Raw genomic sequence first — 24,148 nt, 5'->3', positions numbered from 1 at the left:
AGCTTGCCTCGCGATCTTTTGATCTTTAAAAAGATCGCGAGGCAAGCTCGCTCCTACAAGGACGAAACTTAAACCCGAATAGAATCCAGCATCCGCAGCAGCATCGCATCACACCCGGCCAGTTGCGCCACGCTCACAAACTCATCGGGCTTGTGCCCTTGGTCCATGCTGCCCGGGCCGCAGACCACCGTGGGGATGCCCACGGCATCGAATAACCCGCCCTCAGTGCCAAACGCCACCGTGCCGAATTCCCGAGACCCGGAAAACGCCGCAATCAACTCGGCCGCCTGGCTGCGCTCATCGGTGACCAGCCCCGGGTACGCTGACAACTCGGTAAAACGGATCGCACTCTGCGCGCTCACCGCCTTCATGCGTGGCAGCACGTGCTGCATGGCATAGGTTTGCAATGCCTCGGCCACTTCACCCGGATCCTGTGATGGCAAGGCGCGAATCTCAAAGTCAAAGCGGCAATCGGCGGGCACGATATTCAGCGCCTTGCCCCCGGCAATCACCCCGGTCTGCACGGTGCTGTAAGGCGGGTCAAAGCGTGGGTCCTGGTGTTCGCGCAACTGGCGGCCAAGACGGCCCAGCTCGCCAATCAACTCGGCGGCATGCTCGATGGCATTCACGCCGTAGGGGGCATAAGCCGAATGGCAGGCTTCGCCGTGCACATCGCAACGCATCGCCAACTTGCCTTTATGGCCGAGCACCGGCTTGAGTTCCGTCGGCTCGCCAATAATGCACAGCATCGGCTTGACCGGGCGCTGCTCCAGCACGCTGAGCAACGAGTGCACGCCCAGGCAGCCGACTTCTTCGTCATACGACAGGGCAATGTGCACCGGTATGCGCAACGGCGCCTGCACCAGCGTCGGCACCAGCGCCAACACGCAGGCGATATAGCCCTTCATGTCTGCCGTGCCCCGGCCAAACAGCTTGCCGTCGTGTTCGGTCAGCTCGAACGGCGGCGTTGTCCAGGGCTGGCCATCCACCGGCACCACGTCGGTATGCCCTGACAACACAATGCCGGGGCGCTCGCTCGGGCCAATGCTGGCAAACAGATTGGCCTTGCTGCGTTCGTCGTTGTAAACCAGCTCGCAGCTCACGCCAAAACCTGCCAGGTAATCGCGTACAAACTCGATCAAATGCAGGTTGGACTCGCGGCTGGTGGTGTCAAACCCCACCAGCGTGTGCAGCAGTTCGCGGCTGCGGCTCATCGATCATCTCCCGCCACGCCGTAACCAGGGGAACGGTCAGGCGCGAGGGCGCGGTCGATGTAATCCTGGACCTGCGGGCGGTAGGCGTCCCAGAGTTTTTGCAGCTCACCGATGGGGTTTTCATCGGCCCAATCCACCCGCAGATTGATGATCGGCCAGGTCAATTCGCCCACCACCACCAACGCGGCTGAATGCACCGGGCCCGCTTCACCGCCAGCGGCAATGGCCGCATGCATTGCGGCCAGCAGGCGATCGGCCAACTGGCCTTCACCTTGCTCAAACGCCATAACCATTGCGGCAATCACTGCGCGGTCAGCGAGCATATTGCCCGCCGCCACACACTGTTCGCCCGACAGCGCATTGTGCGTGCCCAGGGTTTCGCTGCCGCTGAAGTGCACGGTGCGGCCCTGATGATCAATCGCCGTCAGTTGCCGGTACTGGCTGTAGCCGTTGCGGGTCAGCGCCGTGTCGATGGCTGCACTGGGCGTGAGGCCTTGTTCCAGCAGGTCGAGCACATCCGGGCCCAATGCCGGCAGCGTGATGTTCTGGGTCGACACCGCCCCCACACCAGGGCGTAGCCATGGGCAACGGGCGCCCACGGCAATGCTCGATGAGCTGATGGCGATGCCCAACTGGCCGGTTTCTGCGCAACGGGCGACGATTGAAAAGGTCATGGCGAGCCTCCTTACTCCGGGATTACTGCGATCACGTCAATTTCCATCAACCACTGCGGCTGACCCAGCGCCGACACCACCAGCCCGGTGGAAATCGGGAACACGCCCTTGAGCCATTTACCGACTTCCTGGTACACCGGCTCGCGGTAGCGCGGGTCGATCAGGTAAGTGGTGGTTTTAACAATGTGGCTCAGGTCGCTGCCGGCTTCTTCCAGCAGTTGCTTGACGTTGCGCATGGCTTGCTCGGCTTGGGCACGCGGGTCGCCGAGGCCGATCAGGTTGCCCTCGAAATCGGTGCCCACCTGGCCACGGACATACACCGTGTTACCGGCACGCACGGCCTGGCACAGGTCGTTGTCCAGGCTCTGGTTCGGGTAGGTTTCTTTGGTGTTGAACATGCGGATGCGAGTGTGAGTAGGCATCAAAAAAACTCCAGAAATAGTTAATCAGGCGCTGACAGGCGATTGCCGAACAACCGGTGCGGCGTCGCGGTATTCAAGGTATTGGCGCTGGATGCTGATGTGGTCGGCCACGTATTTGGCGTCGTGCCACACGCCCCAGATAAACGACGAGCCACGGCGTGACTGCCATGGCAATCCGAGAAAGTAGATCCCCGATTCACTCGACACACCGCGCTGGTGCTGCGGCTTGCCAGCGGCGTCAAAGGCATCGACTTGCAGCCAGCTGTAGTCCACGGCAAAGCCGGTGGCCCAGATAATTGAGGTGATCCCGGCGGCGGCCAGGTCCAGTTGCAGAATCGGATTTTTCACGCAGTCGGCGTCCGGGAACACCCGGCGGGCTTGCGGCTCCAGCGGCAAATCGAGGCCATTGCGCTCGATGTAGGCGTCTGCCGCATCCAGCAGCGCCAGGTAGTTTTCATCGCCACGCTTGAGGTTTTCCAGCAGGTTGGGCTGGAAGCTGGCGACGCCGTTGTTGAACGCCTGGGTCAGCCCCACCAGGATCATGCCTTGCTGGGCCAGCTCACGAAAATCGATGGTTTTGCCACCGTGGGCGCCGCTGACGGCAATTGTCACGTGCTCGCGGCCCGGCTTCATCGCCGCCTGATCCCATTCGCCCAGCACCCCCAGCCACCAGCAGAAATCGCGGTTACGGTAGGCGCGGGGAGGGCGATCGTGAGCACCCACCGACAAATACACCTGGCGCCCGGAGCGTTGCAGTTCATCAGCGATCTGCACCCCGGACGAACCGGCGCCCACCACTAGCACGGCGCCCGCAGGCAGTTGCGCCGGATTGCGGTAATCCGCTGAGTGGATCTGATGCAGTGCGCTGTCTTGCGGGGCAATGGCCGGGATCACCGGCTTCTGGAACGGGCCGGTGGCTGCAACCACACGCTTGGCGTCGATCACGCCTTCGCTGGTGTGCACGGTAAAGCCGGGGCGGCCGACATTGCGCACCACCGAGAGCACATCGACACCGGTGCGGATCGGCGCATTGAACTTGCGTGCATAGGCTTCAAAGTAATCGGCGACGCGCTCTTTGGGGGCGAAGCCATCGGCGGCCACGTCATCGAATTCCAGGCCAGGAAAACGGTCATGCCAGGCCGGGCCGTTGGCGACCAGCGAATCCCAGCGACCGGTGCGCCAGCGTTCAGCGATACGACTGCGCTCCAGCACCAGATGAGGCACACCTTGCTTGCTCAGGTGCTCACTCATGGCCACACCCGCCTGGCCAGCCCCCACTACCAAGGTGTCTATTGTTGTTGTCGCTAGCGTCATGTCTCTGTCCTTGCGCAATGCAGTTGGATTCAGTTCGTGCATGACTTCAAGGCTAGGGGGAGGGCTGTTTTAAATAAAATATTATTAAGCTGGGATGTGAGCATAAATATCAGATACAGAGACCTGATCCATGCCGTAGGAGCTGTCGAGGAACGAAGGCTGCGATCTTGTAATGGCAGGGTCAAAAGATCGCGAGGCAAGCTCGCTCAGACACAAGCAGAGGTCGTTTCTTATGCCTTTAAGCTATTTAAAAAGCTGTTTTTAGTCTTGGATGAGCCATCAGAACGCCCTCTATAGTGTCGGCCTTTCCACCCCCCACCCACCAAGATTGCAGGTCGCTTCATGCCGTCACGTTTTCTGTTCGCTGCACTGTTTCTGGCGCTTGCCGGCTGTGCCAGCGCACCTCCCGCTGCCGTACACACCAAAGACCCGGCCAGTTCATCACTGCACGGCGACCCCACGCGACCCGCCCAGGCGCAATGGCTGCGCACGGAGCTGTATTTCTCATTGGGGACGCTGGGCGGCAGCGGCGCTGACGTCATCAGCCCGCAGCGCTGGACAGAATTTTTGGACAAGGAAGTCACGCCACGCTTTCCGGACGGCTTCAGCGTGCTCGAAGCCTACGGCCAGTGGCGTGACCATGGCGCCCCCGAGCCGGAGCGGCTGAGCACCAAGGTGATCGTCGTCCTGCACGAAGGCACCGCGCAGCATGAGCAGGACATCGAAGCCATTCGCCTGGCCTGGAAGCGCATCACCGGTGATCTGTCTGTGCTGCGCCTGTCTCAACCGGCGCAGGTGTCGTTCTAGTGTGAGAGTTGCCGATTGTCGTCCAGACGTTCGGCTGTCCAGTCCGGGTCGCTTGCCCGGACCGGATTGACCACTTGCAGCACGGCATAGCCGAAGCGCTCCTGGAACAACCGGCCGATGGTGGCCAGCGCTTCGCGGTTGGCGCTGTTGTCGGCATGGATCAGGATCATGATGCGCGACGGCAGCTTTTCCGGCTTGCCGGACGGCCCGCGCCATTGCCCATTGACCTTGTACCAGCTCAGCCCATCCGGGAAGCGTGGCGTCACCTCGGCAGACAAAAACTCATCCCACGCCTGCGGGTCTACGGCGGCAAAGTACAGCTCACTGCGCACCATGGCGCGGCCATCAAGGTCGCCCGCCAGCGGTTTTTTATCTCGCGCGACGCCCACGGCGACTACGGCGGCAACCACCAGCAGCAGCGCAAACACGCCCCACTTCTTCATAACAGCTCCTCAGTCGATGACGGCTTGATCGTGGTGTTGCCCAGCAACGCCAGCAAAATCGCGCCCAGCACCAGTACGGCAATCCCCAGTAGCGCGCCGTAACCGACGAACACCACGCTGGAATACAGCATGTACAGGCATAGCGAGAAAAACAGCAGCGGCAGCACCGGGTATAAAGGCACTTTGACCGGTCTTGGCGCATCGGGAAACTTGTGCCGCAAGATCAACAAAGCCAGGGTGCTCAGGCTCAGAAACAGCCAGTACACCGGGGTCAGGTATTCCACCATGGTGTTGAAGCCGCTTTGCGAAAAACTGCCAAACAGCACCAACAACAGCGACACGGCACCAATCGCCAGCAACGCCCGGCGTGGCACGCCATGGCGTTTGTCCCACACCGCAAGGCCGCTTAATTGCGGCACTTGCCGCGCCGCTGCGAAGGTGGTGCGGGCACCCACCAGCAGGGTTGAGTTGATACTGGCAATCGCTGAAATACCCACCACCAGCAGAATCAGGCCGACACCGGGGGCACCAAATGCCCGGTTCAGCAGTTCGACACCCGGCGCCTCGCTGGCCGCCAGCCCCTCATAGCCCAGGCCTTGAATGAAGGCCCAGTTCAAGGCCAGATAAATAGCCAGCAACAGGCTCAGCGCGCCGAGCATGGCGATGAACATGCCACGCCGCCCATCACGCACCTCAGCCGACAACGTGGCCGCATCGCTCCAGCCACCAAAGGCCAGAAAAACAAAAATCATTGCCGCTGAAAAACCGGCAAAGCCGGTTTGCTCAGGCACCGCCAGCACTTTCGGCACCTCGGGTACAAAACCTTGCCAGGCCAGCCAGCCGCCTGCTGCCGCAATGCTCAGAAACCCCAGGGCGAGCAACACCACCAAGGCTGTCTGGGTCAGAAAGCCGATCTCGCGGCCGAGCAAATTCAACAGCACCAGGGCGATGATCACCCCGGCGGCAAACAGCCCGGATCCGTAAGGCCCGAGCGGCAGAACCGCGTTGACGTAATCGGCAAACATAAAGGCTGAAAGCGCGATCCAGCCGGTGTGCATGACCGAAAAACGCGACCAGGCAAACAGCATCCCCACGCGCTCGCCATAGGCCAGACGCAAAAAATGGTAGTCGCCGCCGGGGTGCGGAAACGCCGTGGCCATCTCTGCAAAGCACAAGGCGCCCGCCATCGACAGCAGCCCGCCGAGTATCCACACCCAATAAAAATGGTCGCTGCCCACATTGAGCGCAACCGTGGGTGCGGTTTTCAAAATATCGGTGGTAATCACCATGCCGAGGGTGACCAGCAATGCCTGGAAAACCGGCAAATGGCGCTGAACACCGGCAATGGCAGATACGTCTTCGCTCATAAAAGTGTTCCCCAAAAACCCGAATCCCCCCTGTAGGAGCGAGCTCGTCTCGCGATCTTTTGACGTTTGAAAAGATCGCGAGGCAAGCTCGCTCCTACACAGAAGATTTAAAACGCGTAAGTAAGACGGGTGTAGTAGTACGCGCCGTTGGTGCCGATCGGCGACAGCACGTCATACGGCAGGTTGCCCCCGTAGTTGATTTGCGAGTTGGAGCGGTCCGGGTATTTGTCGGTCAGGTTGGTGCCGCCCACCGCGATGTCGAACGCCGGGGTGAATTTGTATTGCGCTTCAGCATCCAGTTGCCAAACCGCACCGTAGGTTTGCGTCGGCCAGGAGTCGCCAAAATCGAACACGCGGGTGGTTTTGCCCTGACGCGTCAGGCGGCTCATCAGGCCCCAGTGCTGGTTGGCCCAGTTGGTCGACAGCACGATGCGGTCCTTGGGCGCCGCGTCGGTCAAGGTGTTGCGTTCCTCGACACCCACCAGCGCATCGCTGCCGATGCCCAGCCCCGACAACTGCGAAGGTGTGCCACGGGTTTTGGTGACTTTGGTGTGGTTGTAGGTGTAGGCACCGGTTACGCCCCACACGCCGTCGAACAGCGGCTGGTGGTAGTTGAGCACCAACTCGGCACCGTTGGTGCTGGTGTCGGCGGCATTGGTGAAGAAGCTCACGTCATGCACGCCCGGCACACCAAAGTTGTCGTTGATGTACTGCTCCAGTGCGTCGCTGCCAATCCGCTGAGACAGGGTGATGCGGTCTTTGACGGCGATGTGGAACACGTCCAGCGACGCATCAAAGCGGTCGTTGAGCTGAGCGGTGAGGCCGAGGCTGAAGTTTTTCGAGGTTTCCGGGTCGAGCTTCTGGGCCCCCAGGGCGCGGGCGATCGGGCTGTTGACCGGCAGCGTGCGGATGTCGGTCAGCACACCGTTATCACCGTAGTTGGTGGTGGTGTTCTGGAACCCGACCTGTGCCAGCGACGGCGCGCGGAAGTTGTTCGACACCGCACCTCGCAAGGCCAGTTGCTCAGTCAGGCGGTAGCGCCCGCTGAGCTTGCCGGTGAGTTTGCTGCCCGCGTCGTCGTAATGCTCAAAGCGTGTGGCCACGTCGACAAACAAACGGTCGGTGAGGTCGCCAGACAACTCGGCGTACGTACCGAACACATTGCGGTCCAGGTTCACCTCTTCGCTTGGGCGCAGGCCGTTGGCGCCGTCGGCGCCGTTGCCGAAGTAAGAGGCCTGGTCACCGGCAAACGTCAGGTAGTTTTCGTAACGGTATTCACCGCCCACGGCCAGCACGAAGGAGCGATCGGCAAAGCGAACTTCGCGGCTCAAGTCCAGGTTGGCAGTAGTCTGGCGGAACTCATAGTCGCCGGTGTTAAAGCGGGTTGGCGAGTCTGCACCGAGGCTGGGGTTGAAGGTGCGCTGGGTTGAGCCATCGAAGCGGTTGCGCCCGTGGGTGAGGCTGCTGTCGTAGTCCCAGTCGTCATCGAGCATGCCTTTAAAGCCTGCGGTCAAAGACAAGTCTTTGTTGTCGCCAAGGGACTGGGGGAGGTAGCCGTTGGGGTAAAACTCTGGGTGTTCATAGGCTTCGCGGTAAAAATCCGAGCCGGTGGTATGGCGCTCGTTGTAGGTGCCGAACGAGTAGGCTTTGCTGTCGCCAACAGGCAGTTCCGAGTTGAACCACACGTTCACATCCCGCGCCAGACCATCGCCCATGGCGAAGTTGCGTTGCCCCGGTGTGTCAGCGAAACCGTCATAACCGGCGCGGTTGGTCGGATTGCGGTCCTTGTACTCGGTGCCCACGCGGATAAACCCGCCGTCTTCACCCAGGCGGGTGCCGATCTTGGCCGAAGTCTGGCTGCTCTGGCCGTCTGTGATGCGCTTGCCGATGGCGTTTTCACGGGTGTGATAAACGCCATACGTGGTGGACACTTCGCCGCCTTCCGGGGCGTCATCGAGAATGATGTTGATCACCCCGGCAATCGCGTCGGAACCGTATTGGGCGCCCGCGCCATCGCGCAGCACTTCAATGCGTTTGATGGCGCTGATCGGGATCGAGTTGAAGTCAACCGGCGCCGTACCGCGACCGATCTTCGACGAGTCGTTAACCACCGCCGAAGTGTGCCGACGCTTGCCATTGACCAGCACCAGCACCTGATCCGGGCTCATGCCACGCAATTGCGCGGCCCGCACGTGGTCAGCACCGCCGGAGTTGGACTGGCGCGGAAAGTTGAACGAGGGCAGCAAGGTCTGTAGCGCCTGACCCAGCTCGCCGCTGTTGGCACCGGCCGATTTGAGATCGGCAGCGGTCAACACATCCACCGGGACCGGCGAGTCCAGCACGGTGCGGGCCTTACCGCGTGTACCGGTGACCAGCACCGTGTCCAGACGCTCGCTGCTGTCGGCACCGGGTGCCGGATCGTCGGCGTAGGCGGGCAGCAAAGTAAAGGTTGAGATCACTGCAGCCAGTAAAGAAAGTGAACGGTTATGCATATGCAACTCCTGAACTGCAGCTAATACTCGCCCGTTGCCGAGAACTTGCGTTTTCGGCATTAGCGTCGCGGCAGTACTGCTCTATCGTTGTTATTGAGTGTTGGTTGAGTGTGAAACGTGTTACTTGGCCAGCGGTATCCAGGACGCCGTGGCAATCCCTGATGTGTCCCCAAACGCAGGTAGTTTCTGCGCCAGATCGCGAACGTTCTTCACATCAAGGTCCAGCAACTGCTGACGGGTAATCAGCGTTGGCGGGACCAATACTTTTTGCCCCGGATTCTCGCCGGCAATCAGCATTGCCAGGCTGCGAACACTGATTGCCCCGGCCACTTGCGGGTTGACCGCAGCGGTCGCCACCCAGGCGCTGTCAGGTTCTTTCATGATCTGGATGTCGGCCGTGGAAATGTCGGCGCTGTAGATTTTCACCTTGGAGCTCAGGCCCGCCTCATCAACGGCAATTTTTGCGCCTTTGGCGAACTCGTCAAATGGCGCGAAAATCACGCTGATGCCCGGGTTGGCGCGCAACACGGCACTGGCCTGGTCGGCGACCGAGTTGGCAATTGGCGGGTTGAGCGTGCCAAAACGGGCCTTCTCGACGATGCCCGGATTCGCCGCCTTGACCTGGGTCCAGATCTCGTTGCGCAACTCCATCGGGGTAAAGCCGCTGATGTACACATACCCGGCATCGAACTTCGTGCCGTTGTCTTTGACTGCCTGTTCCAGCGCCAGACGCGCCAATGCGTGGTGGTCCTGCTCGACCTGAGTCACTTTCGGGTTGTTCAGGTCGACGTCAAAGGTCACCACCTTGATGCCTTTGGCCACGGCTTTATCGATCGAGTCCTTGAGGGTTTCAGCCAGGCCCAGTTGCACGATGATCCCGTCGACCCCCAGATCAATCGCCTGCTCGATCATCTCGCGCTGACTGGCTGCCTGTTGCCGCGCATCGAAAATCCGCAGCGTCGCACCCAGAGCTTTGGTCTGTTTCTCGACGCCTTGCAGATACGCCTCGGGGAAGTCGCCGGAAAACAGATAACCGACCATGGCAATCTGCACATTGCCTTTGTCGAAGGGCGCGGGGGCGCCCGGCAAGCCGGCTGCCTGCACGCCCAAAGCCGCGCCTGACAACAGCGCACCGGCAAGAGCATGGCGAATGGCGCTTTTGATGGATGTGTACATAGGTGATCCTTGCAAGTAAGGGCATCCAGATCAGCGCACGCGCTGTCCGACACCAAAGGTGAAAATCAGCGCCAGCACCAACACCAGTCCTTTGACGAAATCCTGGGCGTAATAGGGTGCGTTGAGCATCGTCAATCCATTGAGCAAGGTGGCCACCAGTAACGCGCCGATCAACGTGCCAAACGCGTTGGGTTTCTTCGCGCCCAGCACGGCAAAACCAATCAGCGCTGCGCCCAGTGCGTCCAGCACCAGCCCGTTGCCGGAGCTGACATCGCCGCGCCCCAGCCGCGCCGCCAGCAGCAAACCGCCCACTGACGCCAGCAAGGACGACAGCACGTACGCCAGCAGTTTGTAGCGATGCACCGGAGCGCCCGCCAGGTGCGCCGCTTGCTCGTTGCCGCCGATGGCATAAAACAACCGGCCGATGCGCGCCCGCTCCAGAAACAGCCACACGGCCAGCGCCGCAACGGCGGTTACCAGCACCGGGACCGGCACCGTGTCCCACAACCGACCACGCCCCAGCGCCAGAAATGCCGCGCTGAACACGCCGTCGGTTTCTTCGCCGTTGGGCAGCGTCATGCCCACCGCAATCGAGCGCCCGCCGGTGGGAATCAGTTGCACACCGATCACCAAAAACATGCTGCCCAAGGTGGCGAGAATGTCCGGCACGCGCATTTTGACGATCAGCCAGCCGTTAAAAAGACCGACCAAAGCCCCGCCCGCCAGGCTGATCAACACCGCAGGCACGGCGCCCCAGCCCAGCACCACCATCACGTAGCTGGCGATCATCAGGCTCATCGCCGCCACCGCGCCGATGGACAAATCGAGGCCGCCCACGGCCATGGTCAAGGTCACGCCAAGGGCCAGCAAGGCGACGATGGACACCGACTGCAAAATGATGAACAGGTTGTTGACCCGCAAAAAGGCCGGTTCGGCAATGCTGAAAAACACCACCACGGCGGCCAGCAACAGCAGCAGGCCATAACGGATCAACGCGTCCAGCACGCGCTTGGGCTTGGGGGCACTGCCCGGCAAAGAGGAAATCAAATCAGCCACGCGCACTACTCCCGGGCGTTGCGGTACGGTTTAAAGGGGAAGAGCAAGGGGAAGAGCAAGGGGAAGAGCAAGGGGAAGAGGATGGAGCGTCACTGCCCACCAATTGCGCCACCAGCGTGGCGCGGTTCAACCCGGCTCGGGCGTAGTCAGCGACCACGGCAAAATCACGCACCACCAAAATTCTGTCGGCGATCTCCAGGGCTTCGTCCACGTCAGTGCAAATCACCAACGTGGCCCGGCCTTCGCAGCTGTTACGCAGCAAATGGCCAATCTCGCGGCGGGCGCGCACATCCACACCCTGGAACGGCTCATCGAGCATCAACACACGGCCGTTGCCCAGCAGCCAGCGGCCCAGCACGACTTTCTGCTGGTTGCCGCCAGACAGCGTCTGCATGGGCAACTCGATACCGGCGGTCTTCACCCCCAGCGCGGTCACGGCGTCTTCTACCGCCTGCGCCTCCAACCGCGTGTTGATAAATCCGTAGCGGGTAAAACGCTGCAAAAAGGGCAGGGTCAGGGTTTTGCGCAACGAAAAGCCAGGAACCAACGAATGGCTGGCGCGGTCTTCGGCGGCGTAAAACACCCCGGCTTTAACTGCGTGTTCCGGCGAGTTGAACAGCCCGGCAACGCCTTCCACGTGCAGCGTTCCGGCAGCCGGGCGACGCAAACCGAACAGCACCTCGGCAATTTCACTTTTGCCCGCACCCAACAGCCCGGTGAGCGCCACCACCTGACCTTCGTGCAGGTTTAAATCAAACTCAGCGGAGTTCGCCGTGACCTTCGCTGCGCGCAAACTCAACACCTCGCGGCCCCCCGCACGCGGCTCAAAAGGCCGGGTGTCCGGCGCTTCACCGAGCATGGCGTACACCGCTTCGGTGAGTTGATCGGCAGCAAACTCACCGGCCAGCCTGCCGTCACGCAACACCACGGCGCGATCCGCCAGACGCTGCAAATCGGACAAGCGATGGGAGATATAAACAATCGCCACCCCGCGCTCGCGCAAGGTATCGACCAGGGCAAATAAACGTTGCGCTTCGGTATCCGAAAGGGCGGCGGTCGGCTCATCCAGAATCAACAAACGGGGCTGCAAGGCAAAAGCCCGGGCCAACACCACCAGTTGGCGTTCCGCCTGACCGAGGTGTTCAATCGGCTGCTCCAGTGGTAGATCCAGCCCCAGCCCGGCAGCGATTACCGATGCACGTTGCAACACGCGTTTGCGCCCCAGCCAGAACCCGGCACGGGGCTGGCACAACTCATCCAGCAGCAGGTTTTCCGCCACGCTCAAACCCGGCGCAATCGCGTCATTGACGTGCTGATGCACCGCCACAATCCCGACCTCACGCGCCGCCAGCGGCGAATTGAAGCGCTGCAACTGCCCGTCAACCAACAGCTCGCCCGCATCATGGGACTGGCTGCCAGCGAGGATCTTCACCAGCGTCGATTTGCCCGCGCCATTGGCACCCAACAACGCCACGACTTCGGCGGGGTAAATCTGCAAGTCCACACGATCCAGGGCACGGTTGGCCCCGAACGATTTACTCAAAGCGCGCACACGAATCAGCGGATCAGGTGCCACAGCGGCAGACGCGTTCATAAAAAAGTACCGAAACAGAAGTCGCTGAAACATCAGCAAACACAAGACGTTGGGGCCGCGATTAAAAGCATTTCCCTAGGAACAATCCAATATATGTATCGAATATGAAATATCTTTTAGTTATATCAGGATGCGCCCGGATGGGCGCAGAGGGGAGGGAGTCCACTGTGTAGGAGCGAGCTTGCTCGCGATCTGTTGATCTTGATCTGGCTTTTGATCTAAGAGATCGCGGCCTCTCCTACGGCATGAAAAAACCAATCACCGGCACAATCAGCAACGTGCTGATCGCCATCGACAATACATTGCCAATGTAAGGGTGCATGTACTGGGGCAATCGCCGGGAAATAGCGTTGGCCAAAGGCGGGGCGACCAGAGCCCCCAGCACAGCGCTGGCGACCATCACCGTCGGGCTGCCACCGTAGGTCAGCACCGCCGCCGGAACCACTGACACCAGCGGTACATACGTGGGGTACCAGCCGAGTTTTTGCCATTGGCTGCGCCAAATAATCACGCCCACTAACGAGGTGAATGCCTGTGCTGCGACCAAATGCAGCAGCAAGCCTGAACCATAAGCAGGGCTCAGCGGGTTCAATGCATAGGCCAGTAAAACACCGGCCAACATCCCCAGACTGGCCCATTCATTGCCAAAAAAAGGCGCCTCTGAAAAGTCTGCCAATACCCGACGTAACGTCCAGATCACACCGTAGTCAGGCTTGGGCCTGGCAGCGGGCTTCTCAACGATGGGTTCGACCTGGCTTTTGACCAGTGCAGGCACACACCTACACAAGCCAAAAGCCAGCGCACTGCCCAGCGCCATGCCCAGTACATTGCCAATCACAACGGGCAACCCCAACGGCAGGCAGACGAAGTTAACGATCAGCAGGCAACAAGGTGTGACCAGCAGGGCCCCGAGAAGCGCTCCGTTGAGGGTGACTTTCCAGCCGCCACCAAACAGCAATACCATCGCGGCGGGCAAGGACACAAAAGCGGCAAACGTTGGCTGCCAGGTGTCGGCAGTCAAGGTCCAGCCCCACAGTGCATTGCTCAGCGCCAACCCCAACAGTGAACTGGCGACCAGCCAGGGCCACAGCCCCGTGCCGTAGCTGATGCTGAACCCTTGCCACGTTTTGGCGTACCGACTGGCCCAATACCCCAGGGCGCCCCCAAGCAATAACCCCAACGAGGCGAACTCGTGCTTGTAAAAAGCGACCTCGCTGATATCGCCGATCACCCAGCGCAGCCAGGCCAGCGGTGAAGGCCAGTCGCCCATCATGTCGGCATATCCGGGCCAGTAACCGGTTGCCGATGCTGAGTAGAACCACGATAAACCGCCCATCAAAATAATGATTAGCAGCGCGCTGGCTACAAGCAAAACCAGGTAACGCACAGACGCAGTGGAAGACGCTCTTGGTGATAAAGACGACATGATGGCGTCCTCATCAGCGTGGAAGGAGAGGGTGGTCGGTATAACCGAGCATCGACTCATACACATCAACACGCCGGTCGCGATGCAGGTCGTTCAAACTGTTCCAGATCGGCGCGCTGCGTGCACTGGTCAGATCAATATCGGCATAGAGAATGGTCTGCTCATCCGCTGAGGCCACCTTGCCGATGGGCCAGCCATTGGTCCCTGTGATCAGCGAGCAGCCCAGATAGCGCTCGCCTTGTTCCTCACCGATGCGATTGGCGGCGGCAATAAACACGTTGTTGGCGTGAGCAGCGGTCATCGTCAGGTACGAGGCCATGCATTTTCCGCTGTCATCGAACAGAGGCGGTGGCGTCCAGATCCAGTTGTTCAGACTGCAGATAATGTCGGCGCCTTGCAGGCTCAACAGGCGTGGTACTTCGGGAAACCAGATGTCCCAGCAAATCAGCAGGCCGATGCGGCCAATGGGCGTGTCAAACACCGGAAACCCCAGATTGCCGGGAGTAAACCAGAGCTTCTCGCGGTTCCATAAATGGGCCTTGCGGTACTTGCCAATAAAACCGCCCGGGCCCACCAGCACCGCGCTGTCAAACAACTGCACACCGTCCCGTTCCGCCAGCCCTGCGGCCAGATACACCTGATGCTTTCGGGCAAAATCGAGCCAGGCCTGCATGCTCGGCCCCTCGGGAATCAACTCGGCATGCAGGAAGGCTTCCTGGCGAGTGCCGAACAAATACCCGGTGTTGGCCAACTCCGGCAGCACAATAAGATTTGCCCCGTTAATGGCCGCCTCGCGGGCCAATTCAAGGCTGTGTTCCAGATTGGCCTGGCTATGTTGAATACCCACCTGCGGATCGAATTGCACAACAGCAACGCGCGCTGCACTGACCGCTTCGTTCATGGCTGACACCTCTTCTTTTTGTTATGACCCGCTGGTTTGCGGGTCTTTAGTAAGAGGATTTATCAGTGCGGGTGTATGTCGGTTGTGTCCGCTTGGTGTGTAGTCCGTTGCCTTGTCTAGGTTGTTACATATCAAACTGGACTACGTAAGAGGGGGAATTAAACTGGCTTTCGACATGCGTAGTCGCCACATGATCTGCCCCCTTTTGTGGAGCTGCCGCAGGCTGCGATCTTTAAAAAAAATCAAAAGATCGCAGCCTGCGGCAGTTCCTACCGAGGGGGGACTGAACGTATTACAGCGGCTTGGGCAACACTGTAGAACTGGCCCGCACTTGCAGTTGCGGGGTCAGCACAATCGATTCAACGGCCTCGCCCTTGATTCGTTTCAGCAATAACTCCACCGCCTGCTGGCCCATTTCGGCCAGTGGCAAGCGCACGCTGGTCAGTGGCACGGTGAGTTCGTGGGCGAGGGCGATGTCGTTGAAGCCGACCACGGCGATGTCTTTGCCCGGCAGCAGGCCTTTGTCCCGTGCGGCGCCCATCAGGCCGATGGCGAGGAAGTCGTTGACCGCGAAAAACGCTTGCGGGCGCGGACTTAGCCCCAGCAGGTGCTCACCTTGCTGGTGCCCGGTGAGGCTGTCAAAGGGGCCGTTGAGGGTCCATTCCGGGCGCAAGGTGATGCCCTGTTCGCGAAAGTAGCGGGTGAAGCCGCGTGTGCGATCGGCGCCGGTTGAGGCGTGGCGTTCGCCTGCCAGAATCGCGACGTCGCGCCAGCCCAGGGTGTACAAATGCTCCGCCGCCAACCAGCCGCCCAGCTCGTCATTACTGCACGACGCGACTTGCCCGGCTATCTGGCGGCTGACCAGCACGTAAGGGATGTGTTTGCGGGTCAATAACTCGAACAGTGGCTGGGTTTCTCCCACGTGGGAGTCAGCCACGATTAGCCCGGCCACCGAGCGGCGCAAGGCGTGTTCGGCACGTTGCATCTGGCGCACGGGCTGGTCGTCGGTGTTGGACACGAACGTGAGGTAGCCCGCCTGTTCAGCGCTGCTGTCGATGCTGTCGTAAATAGTCGCCATCACCAGGTCGGTGATGCGCGGCATCAGCACGCAGATTTCCTCACTTTTACGCAGTTTCAGGTTAGATGCCTGCGTGTTCGGTCGATAATCCAGCTCTTTTGCCAATGCGCGAATACGCTCAATCACCTCGGCCGATGCTGCCCGTTCGACGCCCGCCGGGTCGCCGTTGAGCACCCTGGACACGGTGGACACATGCACGCCAAGTGCAGTCGCCATGGACTTGAGGGTGGCGGGGCGGGCTGGGTTCGGCATGTTCGAGGGGTTTCCTGCTGTCTGTTATGAGCGCGCGGATTCTACCTGAACGGGCGATTTTCGGCCGGACAAAATTTTTACCCAAACGTTTGACTAAAATTTTTACTCGCTCTACATTTCGTCAACCCAAACGTTTGGGTAAAAAAATAAAAATACGCCGGAAGCGGCCGACTTTTTGACTTCTGCCATCATTTGAAGAGTCAGATACCTATGAACAACCCAGCTATCCCTTCCTTCCGCTATCAGATTTTCTTCTTGATCATGCTGATGGCGTTGCTCAATTACATTGACCGCGGCGCAATTGCCTACGCATCGGCGAGCATCCTTCCCGAGTACGGTTTCGACAAAGCCGACTGGGGCAAGGTGCTGGGTTACTTCGGTTACGGTTACATTTTGGGTGCGTTGATCGGCGGCATTCTGGCCGACCGTTTTGGCGCCAAACGTATCTGGCTGATCGCCGGTGCCACCTGGTCGATCTTTGAAATCGCAACCGCTTTTGCCGGTGACTTCGGTCTGGCATTTTTGGGCGGCTCGGCGATGGCCGGTTTCGCCACCATCCGGGTGATGTTCGGTTTCGCTGAAGGTCCGGCGTACTCGGTCATCAACAAGAGCGTGGCGAACTGGGCCACCCCCAAAGAGCGCGGTTTTGTGGTGTCGGTGGGTTTGCTCAGCACGCCGCTGGGTGCGCTGTTGACGGCGCCGATTGCGGTAGGCCTGCAAACCCTGACCGGCGACTGGCGCAGCATGTTCGTGATCCTGGGTGTGATCAGCCTGGCGCTGTTGATTTTCTTCATGACGCGCTTCACCAACACCCCCGATGAAAACCCGCGAGTGTCCAAGGCGGAACTGGACTACCTGCGCAAAGAGCGCGCCGAAGCGGTCAATGCCTCGACGCCAACCACCACGCTGACACCGGTCTGGCACTTCTTCAAAAACAAGGACCTGCTGCTCAACGCGGTCGGCTACTTCTCGTTTGTCTACGTAACCTTCCTGCTGCTGACCTGGACCCCCAAATACTTGCAGGACGAGTTCCACTACAACCTGTCCTCGTTGTGGTACATGGGCATGATCCCGTGGACCGGTGCCTGCTTTACCGTGCTGCTGGGCGGCAAAATCTCCGACCTGCTGCTGCGCCGTACCGGCAACCTGAAAGTCGCCCGCAGCTGGCTGGCCGCGACTTGCCTGCTGTTGACCACGCTGTGCTTCATCATGGTTTCGCAGGCCCAGACCGTCTGGGGCGTGATTGCCCTGATGACCCTGGCCAACGCCCTCAATGCGCTACCTAACTCGGTGTACTGGGCCGTGGTCATCGACACTGCGCCCTCCAATCGCGTCGGCGCCTACAGCGGCATGACCCACTTTATTGCCAACACCGCTTCGTTCATTGCCCCGATGCTGACCGGCTACCTGACCGTTCGCTACGGCTATTCGTCGATGTTCGTGGCCGCCGCCGTGGCGACCGCGTTGGGCATGAGCGCCATGTTGATGGTGCGCCCAGGCGGCCGTCCGGCTGCTTCCCCCCTTCCTGCTGCTGTTTGATTGAGGTGTTTGTATGAGCCCGGTATTACCCGCCCATGCTGGCTATTTTTTCGGTCGATCGGTCGTCGAGCTGGCTGAACGCCTGCGCGACGGCAGCTTGACCAGCGTTGAACTGACCCAGGCCGCTCTCGACAGTATCGAGCGGCTGAACCCGAGCCTGAACGCCTTCGTTCAAGTGGATGCACCGGTTGCACTGGCCCAGGCGCGCAAGGCCGATGACCTGTTGGCCCAAGGCCAGGACCTGGGGCCGCTGCACGGCATACCCGTGGCGGTCAAAGACAACATCGACACGTTGGACTACGTCAGCACTTATGGCTCGGCGCACTTTGAAGGCTTCAGGCCGCGTCGTGATGCCGTGTGTGTGCAGCGCTTGCGCGAGGCGGGGGCGGTGATTGTCGGCAAAACCCTGACCCATGAATTCGCCTACGGCCCGACGGGCGACCGCTCGCTACAGGGCGCGGCCCGCAACCCGTGGGACCCGGAATGCATCACGGGCGGCTCCAGCGCGGGCAGCGCGGCGGCCGTGGCCAGCGGCATGGTGCCGCTGGCCTTGGGCACGGACACCGGCGGATCGATCCGGATCCCGGCGGCGTTGTGCGGTGTGGTCGGCTTCAAGCCGTCCTATGCTGCCGTGCCACTGGAAGGCGTATTCCCGCTGTCGTCCAGCCTCGACCACGCCGGGCCTATTGCCAACTCCGTTGAAGATGCGCGCCTGCTGTTCGAAGTGTTATCGGGCAAGGCATGCGCGGCGACAGCCACTGAACCACGTGCAGTAAGGGTTGGCTGGATCCACTCGGGTAGCTTCGGCCCGGTCGACGTTGCAGTGGATCAACAGGTTTACCAAGCGGCCAAACAGCTGTTTGGCGATACCTTGCACGAAGTGACGGAATTGGCCGCCATGGCTGCTGGCATGAAAGAAACCCTGCTGATGCTGCAACGCGCCGAGGCCTACGACGTGCATGCTGAGCGCATGCAAGAGGCGCCGCAATTGTTCGACCAAGAAGTGCGCGAGCGCCTTGAACTGTCGCAAGAAGTTCGCGGCTGGCAGTACATTCGTGCCCAGCGGGCCCAGCAGCAGTATCAAGCGCAGATGGAACGGTTATTCGAAGACTATGACCTGCTGGTTTCGCCCTGCGTACCGATCATCGCCCCGCCAGTGAATGCACGGGAAACACCTGTGGACGAACAACTTATCGACGTCCGCGCCGCCGTGCTCAGCTACACCAGCCCCTGGAATCTCACCGGCCTGCCCGCAATCAGCCTGCCAGCAGGGCAGGTGAGAGGCCTGCCCGTGGGCCTGCAAGTGATTGCAGCGGCGGGTGAAGATGAGCGTTTATTGCAGTGGCTGACCCACCACACCCCCACATAACCCCAAATCCCTGTAGGAGCGAGCTTGCCTCGCGATCTTTTGATCTTGAAAAGATCACGAGGCAAGCTCGCTCCTACCGGGTTGTGGTTCAACAGAATTGCCTCACCCCGCGATATACAACCCGCCATTCACATGCAGCACTTCCCCGGTCATGAAGCTCGATCCGTCACTGCACAAAAAGGCGATGACAGAGGCGATTTCACTCGGCTGGCCGAGGCGTTTGAGCGGGGTTTGTTCCACCGAATCGCTGCCACGGGTGGCGATCAGGCTTTGTGTCATCGGGGTTTCGATAATGCCCGGCGACACCGCATTCACCCGCGTCTGCGGCCCCAATTCACGGGCCAGTGCGCGAGTCAGGCTCAGCAGGCCGCCTTTGGAGCTGCCGTAGTGGGCGTTGGAATACGCGCCACGGTGCGCCGCCACGGAAGTCAGGTTAACGATCGCGCTGTTGGCGCGCAGGGCAGGGATGGCGCGGCTGCACAGGTAAAACACGCCGTCGAGGTTGATGCCCAGGGTCTGGCGCCATTGCTCGTCGGTCATTTCGCGAATCGGTTGTGATTGGTACAGCCCGGCAGACGGCACCAGAAAATCAATCCCGCCAAAGCGCTCGACCGCCAGTTGCACCGCTTTTGCCGAGTCATCCGGGTCGCCAGCGTTCATGCGCAAGGTGGCCACACGCTCACCCTGTGGGTCCAGCGCTTGGGCGAAGTCCGCCAACCCTTCACCGTCCAGATCCGTCAGCACCATCGACGCGCCGTATTGATAAAACAGCTTCGCCACTTCGCGGCCGATACCACCGTTGGCGCCGGTCAGCAGCAAGACGCGGTTGTTGAAGTCATACATGAGCAGTGTCTCCAGAGAGGGCAGGGGGTCAGTGGCCGAGAATGCGCGCAACGTGTTCAGGCTGCAGGTCAACACCAAGGAAGCGGCAGATCTGCACCACCTGCCCGTAAATCATGTGCTGTCCGGGGTGAGTGCGGCAGCCGCGCTCGCGTGCCGCCGCCAGCAGCGCGGTGCCGTCGGCGCGCATCACCGTTTCGCAGACCAAAGCGCCCGCTCGCAAGGTGTTCGGATCGAGGGGCAGGGGATCATCGTCCTTGAGGCCCAGCGAGGTGGCGTTGATGACCACGTCGTAGTCCTGCGCATTGCCGTCACTGATAACCAGATCGAGCGCAGGAAACTGTTTTTGCAGACGCTCCAGCAACGCTTGCGCACGGGCCGGTGAACGGTTGTAGAGGGCCAGTCGTGCAGGTTTCTGCTGGGCGAGGGACCAGGCAATGGACTTGCCCGCGCCTCCCGTGCCCACCAGCAACACGCGTTTGCCAGCAACCGTATGCCCCTGTTGGTGCAGACCGGCCAGCATGCCTTCGCCGTCAAAATTACCGCCCGTGAGGCGCCCGGTGTCAGGGTCGATGCGGATGGCATTCACCGAACCGACCTGGCGGGCGATGTCGGTCAGGTCGTCGCAGTATTCAAGGATGCTTTCCTTGTACGGGATGGTAACGACCAGGCCTTGCAGGTTGGCGAAGCCGCCAACGCCACCCAGCACCTTTTGCAGGTTTTCGGCGTGCACGTGCAGGGGTACGCAGACCACATCCAAACCTTGGTTGGCCGTACTCTGATTGATGACTTGCGGGGTTTTTACATGGGCGATCGGATCAGCAACGATGCCGATCAAACGCGTTTGGCCAGTGATCATGAGGATTAACCTGTCTGACATTTGTTTTTGTTGTCTGACAGGATGGTAGGAGGCTTCCCTTTTCAGTGTCAAGGGTGCTGCAGGAGGATCAGTCCTGCAGGTACATGTCCATGCGCTTGGCGGCATTGCGCAGATGACGCTCGGCGGCTTCGCCAGCCCGCACCGGATCGCGCGCCTGAATGGCCTGGAAGATGGCCTGGTGTTCGTCCTGCACCGCCTGGATCAGCTCGTTGTAGATCGCCGCCGTGTTGCTGCGGGCCTCGCGAATCAGGCGCCGGACACTGTGATCGAGGTATTCATTCAGCGATTTGAAATGCGGGTTATGGGTGGCCGCGACAATCGCCTGGTGGAAGGCGTAGTCCTCTTCATCGCCCAGTTGGTCGTTAACCATGGCGTATTCCATGCCGACCAACGCCTGGCGTATTTTCTTCAGGTCTTCCGGGGTATGGCGCAACGCTGCAAGGCGCGTGGCGCCCACCTCGATGGTGATCAAGAACTCGAGGATGTGCAGCAGGGAGTCTTCTTCGTCGAGCGACACTTCGTTGAGGCGGAAGGCGTGACGCTCGCCGCGCTTGGCCACGAAAGCGCCTTTGCCTTGCTGGGTGGTGATCAGTTCTTCGAACTTGAGTTGCGACAAGGCTTCGCGCACCACCGCCCGGCTGACCGAAAACTGTTCGCACAACTGCCGCTCGCTGGGCAGTTGATCGCCGGTGGCCAGCCGCCCGGAGTGGATTTCGCCACTGAGCCAGTTGACGATTTCCATTGGCAAGGGCTGGTTGCTTTGTACGTTAACGCTTTTCATTGTGAGTCCTCTGCCGCGAGGCAGCGCGGGTACGGGCATAAGTGATTGGCTGAGAATAGTGAATGAATGGACTGTGGTCTTACAAGTTTAGAAATTTTTTTATCTGCTCAAGCCTGCACATTTCAAGGTGTTTGAGTGAATCAATCGGAAATAAATGCACTTTTTTGCCCGTGGGTGCTTTGACTTCGGCGCAGCGTTGTCGTAATTTTCGCCAACTGGTCTGACATGTCGATGATGATGTTCGACCAGATCGTACATAAAAATAAAAAACGAGGCTTCCATGCACACAAAGACCACGCTGCGTCTGCTCACCTTCGGCACGACCCTGCTCGCCGGTATCGCCTGCGCTGATCCTTTGAAAGTAGCGTTGGTCGAGACCCTGTCGGGACCCTCCGCCGCCACCGGGCAAATGTTCCGGGCCGCCACGCGCTTCCAGATCGACCGCCTGAACGCTGAAGGTGGCTGGAATGGTGAACCCATCCAGCTGCTCGAATTCGATAGCCAGGGCACCCCGGCCGGCGCTTCCGAAAAACTCAAGGCTGCAATTGGCAGCGGCGCACAAATGATCGTTCAAGGCGCCTCGTCAGTGGCGGCCGGGCAAATCACAGAAGATGTGCGCAAGTACAACCTGCGCAACAAGGGCAAGGAAGTCGTGTTCCTCAACGTCGGCGGTGAGGCCCTGGAACTCACCGGCAGCAAATGTCACTTCTACCACTTCCGCTTCAACGGCAACGCGCCAATCCGGGTCAAGACCCTGGTGGCAGCCATGAAAGAAGCCGGCACCCTGGGCACTAAAGTCTATTCCATGAACCAGAACTACAGCTGGGGCCAGGACATGGAAAAAGCCATCACCGACAACGCCGCGGCGGGGGGTTATCAGTTGGTGGGCAAAAGCCTGCACGACACCCAGAAAGTCCAGGATTTCGCCCCTTACATCGCCCGTATCCAGGCCTCTGGCGCTGAAACCGTGCTCACCGGTAACTGGGGCAACGACTTGCTCTTGCTGATGAAAGCCAGCCGTGCGGCGGGCCTCAAGCTGCGCTTTGGCACCGCCTTCCTCGATCAGCCAGGCAACCTGGCTAACGCCGGTGATGTCGCGTTGGGGCATTACGTTTCGCACCCGTTCAACATTGAAGCCGCAGGCGAGCAGGGCGAGAAGTTCGCCACCGAGTACCAGGCCAAGACCGGGCACCTGCCAGCCTATATCGAGCCGCAAACCGTGTTCGCCTTGCAGATGGTGGGCAATGTGCTGAAAACCTTGCCGGCAGAAGATGGTCGCCTCAACACCCGCAGCTTCGCCCTGGCCCTGGAAAAAGCCAGCGACAGCAACCCGCTGGGTGCCGTGCGCATGCGCGCCGAAGACCACCAATTGCTGATGCCATTCGTGGTGTCGGTGGTCTCCAAAGATGCGCGCTACAAGGTTGACGGCACCGACATGGGCTTTGTCCCGATCAAGTCGTTCAGCGCCGATGAAGCCGCAGCGCCGGTGCAAACTGACTGCCGCATGCAAAGGCCCGACTGACGCTGCCTGGCGTGCCACCCGGCACGCCTTTTTGTCCATCGCGAACGCTGGAGTCGCCTATGGAATTCCTCACAGTTTCACTGCTTAACGGCGTGATCTACGGCCTGCTGCTGTTCATGGTTTCAGCTGGCCTGACGCTGATCTTTGGCATGATGGGCGTGCTCAATTTCGCCCATGCCTCCTTTTATATGGTGGGCGCCTACCTGGCCTACACCCTGCAAAAATACGTCGGCTTTGTCGGCGCGGTGCTGCTTTCGACCGTGCTGGTGGGGCTGATCGGGGTGATTGTCGAGCGCTTCTTCCTGCGTCGCGTGCACAAGTACGGGCACGCTCACGAACTGCTGCTGACCTTTGGCCTGACGTTCATCATTGTTGAGCTGATCAAGTTGTTCTACGGCAACTTCTCGGTGGAATACCGGGTGCCGGAGTTCCTCAACTTCGCCGCGTTCCAGGTGTTCAGCACTGACTATCCGTTCTACCGGCTGCTGATGGGCATTGTCTCGCTGCTGGTATTTGCCCTCATCTATCTGCTGCTGACCCGCACCCGGGTCGGCATCGTGGTGCGCGCAGCAATCCATCGCCCGCAAATGGCCGAGGCCCTGGGGCATAACGTGCCGCTGGTGTTCATGGCGGTGTTCGGCATTGGCGCGGCCCTTGCCGGGCTGGCCGGTGCGCTGGCGGGCGCCTTCTACACCACCAACCCGAACATGGCGCTGGAGCTTGGGGTGATTGTGTTTGTCGTGGTGGTGGTCGGCGGTTTGGGCTCAATGGCCGGGGCGATGGTCGCCTCGCTGTTGATCGGCCTGATCTCATCTTTCGCCGTGGGCGTGGACCTCAGCCTGGCGTCGGTGTTCGGCCTGTTTGGTGCCGGTGAATGGGCGCAGCAAATGGGCGGTTTGATGACCCTCAAAGTGTCCAGCGTTGCGGCCACCATTCCATTTGCGCTGATGCTGCTGATTTTGTTGATCCGGCCGTCCGGGTTAATGGGCGAGAAGGGGTAG

Annotated in this window: 21 protein-coding genes; 5 read left to right on the top strand and 16 right to left on the bottom strand. The window is 60.3% G+C overall.

What is annotated here, in order from left to right; genetic code table 11:
• Positions 1-68: 68 nt before the first annotated feature.
• From argE to AAEZ03_RS19745, 4 genes are read right to left on the bottom strand one after another with little or no spacing between them, the layout of a single operon-like run.
• Positions 69-1,214, bottom strand: a complete 1,146-nt coding sequence (gene argE, locus AAEZ03_RS19760; protein WP_350580928.1) for an acetylornithine deacetylase — start codon at positions 1,212-1,214, stop codon at positions 69-71.
• The gene (locus AAEZ03_RS19755; RefSeq protein WP_350580925.1) at positions 1,211-1,888 is read right to left on the bottom strand and encodes a DUF1028 domain-containing protein; all 678 of its coding nucleotides are present in this window, start codon (positions 1,886-1,888) and stop codon (positions 1,211-1,213) included. The genes argE and AAEZ03_RS19755 overlap by 4 nt, the downstream gene beginning before the upstream one ends.
• Before the next feature lie 11 nt (positions 1,889-1,899).
• Positions 1,900-2,310 carry a RidA family protein gene (locus tag AAEZ03_RS19750; RefSeq protein WP_047293191.1) on the bottom strand — a complete coding sequence of 137 codons (411 nt, stop codon included), beginning with the start codon at positions 2,308-2,310 and terminating at the stop codon, positions 1,900-1,902.
• A gap of 24 nt (positions 2,311-2,334) precedes the next feature.
• A complete protein-coding gene (locus AAEZ03_RS19745) occupies positions 2,335-3,666 on the bottom strand; it encodes a flavin-containing monooxygenase (protein ID WP_185059694.1) in 1,332 nt (443 codons plus the stop codon).
• 300 nt (positions 3,667-3,966) lie between these two features.
• Between AAEZ03_RS19745 and AAEZ03_RS19740 the strand changes: the two genes are divergently transcribed.
• Complete coding sequence (locus AAEZ03_RS19740) at positions 3,967-4,431, top strand: DUF3574 domain-containing protein (protein WP_350580920.1); 465 nt, start codon at positions 3,967-3,969, stop codon at positions 4,429-4,431.
• Here the strand turns inward: AAEZ03_RS19740 and AAEZ03_RS19735 are convergent.
• The 9 genes from AAEZ03_RS19735 to AAEZ03_RS19695 form a co-directional block, all read right to left on the bottom strand.
• Positions 4,428-4,874: a DUF3574 domain-containing protein gene (locus AAEZ03_RS19735; protein ID WP_053225221.1), complete on the bottom strand. Its 447-nt coding sequence runs from the start codon at positions 4,872-4,874 to the stop codon at positions 4,428-4,430. The genes AAEZ03_RS19740 and AAEZ03_RS19735 overlap by 4 nt on opposite strands.
• Positions 4,871-6,241: an APC family permease gene (locus AAEZ03_RS19730; protein WP_350580916.1), complete on the bottom strand. Its 1,371-nt coding sequence runs from the start codon at positions 6,239-6,241 to the stop codon at positions 4,871-4,873. Before AAEZ03_RS19730 ends, AAEZ03_RS19735 begins: the two co-directional genes overlap by 4 nt.
• 107 nt (positions 6,242-6,348) lie before the next feature.
• Complete coding sequence (locus AAEZ03_RS19725; protein WP_123751510.1) at positions 6,349-8,733, bottom strand: TonB-dependent receptor plug domain-containing protein; 2,385 nt, start codon at positions 8,731-8,733, stop codon at positions 6,349-6,351.
• A 120-nt stretch (positions 8,734-8,853) separates the two neighbouring features.
• A complete protein-coding gene (locus AAEZ03_RS19720) occupies positions 8,854-9,909 on the bottom strand; it encodes a substrate-binding domain-containing protein (RefSeq protein ID WP_048369296.1) in 1,056 nt (351 codons plus the stop codon).
• A gap of 30 nt (positions 9,910-9,939) precedes the next feature.
• Positions 9,940-10,956, bottom strand: coding sequence for an ABC transporter permease (locus AAEZ03_RS19715; protein WP_350580931.1), 1,017 nt, complete (start codon positions 10,954-10,956; stop codon positions 9,940-9,942).
• Between the two features lies 1 nt (position 10,957).
• Positions 10,958-12,559, bottom strand: coding sequence for a sugar ABC transporter ATP-binding protein (locus AAEZ03_RS19710; RefSeq protein ID WP_350580914.1), 1,602 nt, complete (start codon positions 12,557-12,559; stop codon positions 10,958-10,960).
• A 238-nt stretch (positions 12,560-12,797) separates the two neighbouring features.
• Positions 12,798-13,985: a hypothetical protein gene (locus AAEZ03_RS19705; RefSeq protein ID WP_350580912.1), complete on the bottom strand. Its 1,188-nt coding sequence runs from the start codon at positions 13,983-13,985 to the stop codon at positions 12,798-12,800.
• Between the two features lie 13 nt (positions 13,986-13,998).
• Positions 13,999-14,886: a nitrilase family protein gene (locus AAEZ03_RS19700; protein ID WP_350580910.1), complete on the bottom strand. Its 888-nt coding sequence runs from the start codon at positions 14,884-14,886 to the stop codon at positions 13,999-14,001.
• 292 nt (positions 14,887-15,178) lie between these two features.
• Complete coding sequence (locus AAEZ03_RS19695; protein ID WP_153334462.1) at positions 15,179-16,216, bottom strand: LacI family DNA-binding transcriptional regulator; 1,038 nt, start codon at positions 16,214-16,216, stop codon at positions 15,179-15,181.
• Positions 16,217-16,426: 210 nt separating this feature from the next.
• On the opposite strand from AAEZ03_RS19695, the gene AAEZ03_RS19690 reads away from it, so the two are divergent.
• A complete protein-coding gene (locus AAEZ03_RS19690) occupies positions 16,427-17,755 on the top strand; it encodes an MFS transporter (protein ID WP_153336296.1) in 1,329 nt (442 codons plus the stop codon).
• Positions 17,756-17,768: 13 nt separating this feature from the next.
• The gene (locus tag AAEZ03_RS19685; RefSeq protein WP_350580905.1) at positions 17,769-19,124 is read left to right on the top strand and encodes an amidase; all 1,356 of its coding nucleotides are present in this window, start codon (positions 17,769-17,771) and stop codon (positions 19,122-19,124) included.
• A 102-nt stretch (positions 19,125-19,226) separates the two neighbouring features.
• Here the strand turns inward: AAEZ03_RS19685 and AAEZ03_RS19680 are convergent, their stop codons facing one another.
• The 3 genes from AAEZ03_RS19680 to AAEZ03_RS19670 all read right to left on the bottom strand — a co-directional run bounded on the left by AAEZ03_RS19680 (position 19,227) and on the right by AAEZ03_RS19670 (position 21,625).
• A complete protein-coding gene (locus AAEZ03_RS19680) occupies positions 19,227-19,967 on the bottom strand; it encodes an SDR family NAD(P)-dependent oxidoreductase (RefSeq protein ID WP_123751504.1) in 741 nt (246 codons plus the stop codon).
• Positions 19,968-19,995: 28 nt separating this feature from the next.
• Positions 19,996-20,823 carry a shikimate dehydrogenase family protein gene (locus AAEZ03_RS19675; RefSeq protein WP_350580901.1) on the bottom strand — a complete coding sequence of 276 codons (828 nt, stop codon included), beginning with the start codon at positions 20,821-20,823 and terminating at the stop codon, positions 19,996-19,998.
• An 88-nt stretch (positions 20,824-20,911) separates the two neighbouring features.
• Entirely contained in the window at positions 20,912-21,625 is a 714-nt protein-coding gene (locus AAEZ03_RS19670) for a FadR/GntR family transcriptional regulator (protein ID WP_048369286.1), read from the bottom strand.
• 280 nt (positions 21,626-21,905) lie between these two features.
• Between AAEZ03_RS19670 and AAEZ03_RS19665 the strand changes: the two genes are divergently transcribed.
• Together AAEZ03_RS19665 and AAEZ03_RS19660 are read left to right on the top strand one after the other, a co-directional pair.
• Positions 21,906-23,147, top strand: a complete 1,242-nt coding sequence (locus tag AAEZ03_RS19665; RefSeq protein WP_153435049.1) for a branched-chain amino acid ABC transporter substrate-binding protein — start codon at positions 21,906-21,908, stop codon at positions 23,145-23,147.
• Between the two features lie 59 nt (positions 23,148-23,206).
• Complete coding sequence (locus AAEZ03_RS19660) at positions 23,207-24,148, top strand: branched-chain amino acid ABC transporter permease (protein ID WP_048369285.1); 942 nt, start codon at positions 23,207-23,209, stop codon at positions 24,146-24,148.

The sequence above is a fragment of the Pseudomonas sp. HY2-MNA-CIBAN-0224 genome (assembly GCF_040310285.1).
Lineage (GTDB): Bacteria > Pseudomonadota > Gammaproteobacteria > Pseudomonadales > Pseudomonadaceae > Aquipseudomonas > Aquipseudomonas helleri.
The sequence above is the reverse complement of the archived record's forward strand: the minus strand, read 5'-3'. Positions and strand labels throughout refer to the sequence as shown.

Coding starts and splice junctions, on each gene's coding strand:
- AAEZ03_RS19710 (WP_350580914.1), bottom strand. CDS start 12,559: ATGAACGCGTCTGCCGCTGTGGCACCTGATCCGCTGATTCGTGTGCGC.
- AAEZ03_RS19705 (WP_350580912.1), bottom strand. CDS start 13,985: ATGTCGTCTTTATCACCAAGAGCGTCTTCCACTGCGTCTGTGCGTTAC.
- AAEZ03_RS19680 (WP_123751504.1), bottom strand. CDS start 19,967: ATGTATGACTTCAACAACCGCGTCTTGCTGCTGACCGGCGCCAACGGT.
- argE (WP_350580928.1), bottom strand. CDS start 1,214: ATGAGCCGCAGCCGCGAACTGCTGCACACGCTGGTGGGGTTTGACACC.
- AAEZ03_RS19730 (WP_350580916.1), bottom strand. CDS start 6,241: ATGAGCGAAGACGTATCTGCCATTGCCGGTGTTCAGCGCCATTTGCCG.
- AAEZ03_RS19720 (WP_048369296.1), bottom strand. CDS start 9,909: ATGTACACATCCATCAAAAGCGCCATTCGCCATGCTCTTGCCGGTGCG.
- AAEZ03_RS19695 (WP_153334462.1), bottom strand. CDS start 16,216: ATGCCGAACCCAGCCCGCCCCGCCACCCTCAAGTCCATGGCGACTGCA.
- AAEZ03_RS19665 (WP_153435049.1), top strand. CDS start 21,906: ATGCACACAAAGACCACGCTGCGTCTGCTCACCTTCGGCACGACCCTG.
- AAEZ03_RS19745 (WP_185059694.1), bottom strand. CDS start 3,666: ATGCACGAACTGAATCCAACTGCATTGCGCAAGGACAGAGACATGACG.
- AAEZ03_RS19740 (WP_350580920.1), top strand. CDS start 3,967: ATGCCGTCACGTTTTCTGTTCGCTGCACTGTTTCTGGCGCTTGCCGGC.
- AAEZ03_RS19685 (WP_350580905.1), top strand. CDS start 17,769: ATGAGCCCGGTATTACCCGCCCATGCTGGCTATTTTTTCGGTCGATCG.
- AAEZ03_RS19755 (WP_350580925.1), bottom strand. CDS start 1,888: ATGACCTTTTCAATCGTCGCCCGTTGCGCAGAAACCGGCCAGTTGGGC.
- AAEZ03_RS19725 (WP_123751510.1), bottom strand. CDS start 8,733: ATGCATAACCGTTCACTTTCTTTACTGGCTGCAGTGATCTCAACCTTT.
- AAEZ03_RS19660 (WP_048369285.1), top strand. CDS start 23,207: ATGGAATTCCTCACAGTTTCACTGCTTAACGGCGTGATCTACGGCCTG.
- AAEZ03_RS19750 (WP_047293191.1), bottom strand. CDS start 2,310: ATGCCTACTCACACTCGCATCCGCATGTTCAACACCAAAGAAACCTAC.
- AAEZ03_RS19670 (WP_048369286.1), bottom strand. CDS start 21,625: ATGAAAAGCGTTAACGTACAAAGCAACCAGCCCTTGCCAATGGAAATC.
- AAEZ03_RS19735 (WP_053225221.1), bottom strand. CDS start 4,874: ATGAAGAAGTGGGGCGTGTTTGCGCTGCTGCTGGTGGTTGCCGCCGTA.
- AAEZ03_RS19700 (WP_350580910.1), bottom strand. CDS start 14,886: ATGAACGAAGCGGTCAGTGCAGCGCGCGTTGCTGTTGTGCAATTCGAT.
- AAEZ03_RS19690 (WP_153336296.1), top strand. CDS start 16,427: ATGAACAACCCAGCTATCCCTTCCTTCCGCTATCAGATTTTCTTCTTG.
- AAEZ03_RS19675 (WP_350580901.1), bottom strand. CDS start 20,823: ATGATCACTGGCCAAACGCGTTTGATCGGCATCGTTGCTGATCCGATC.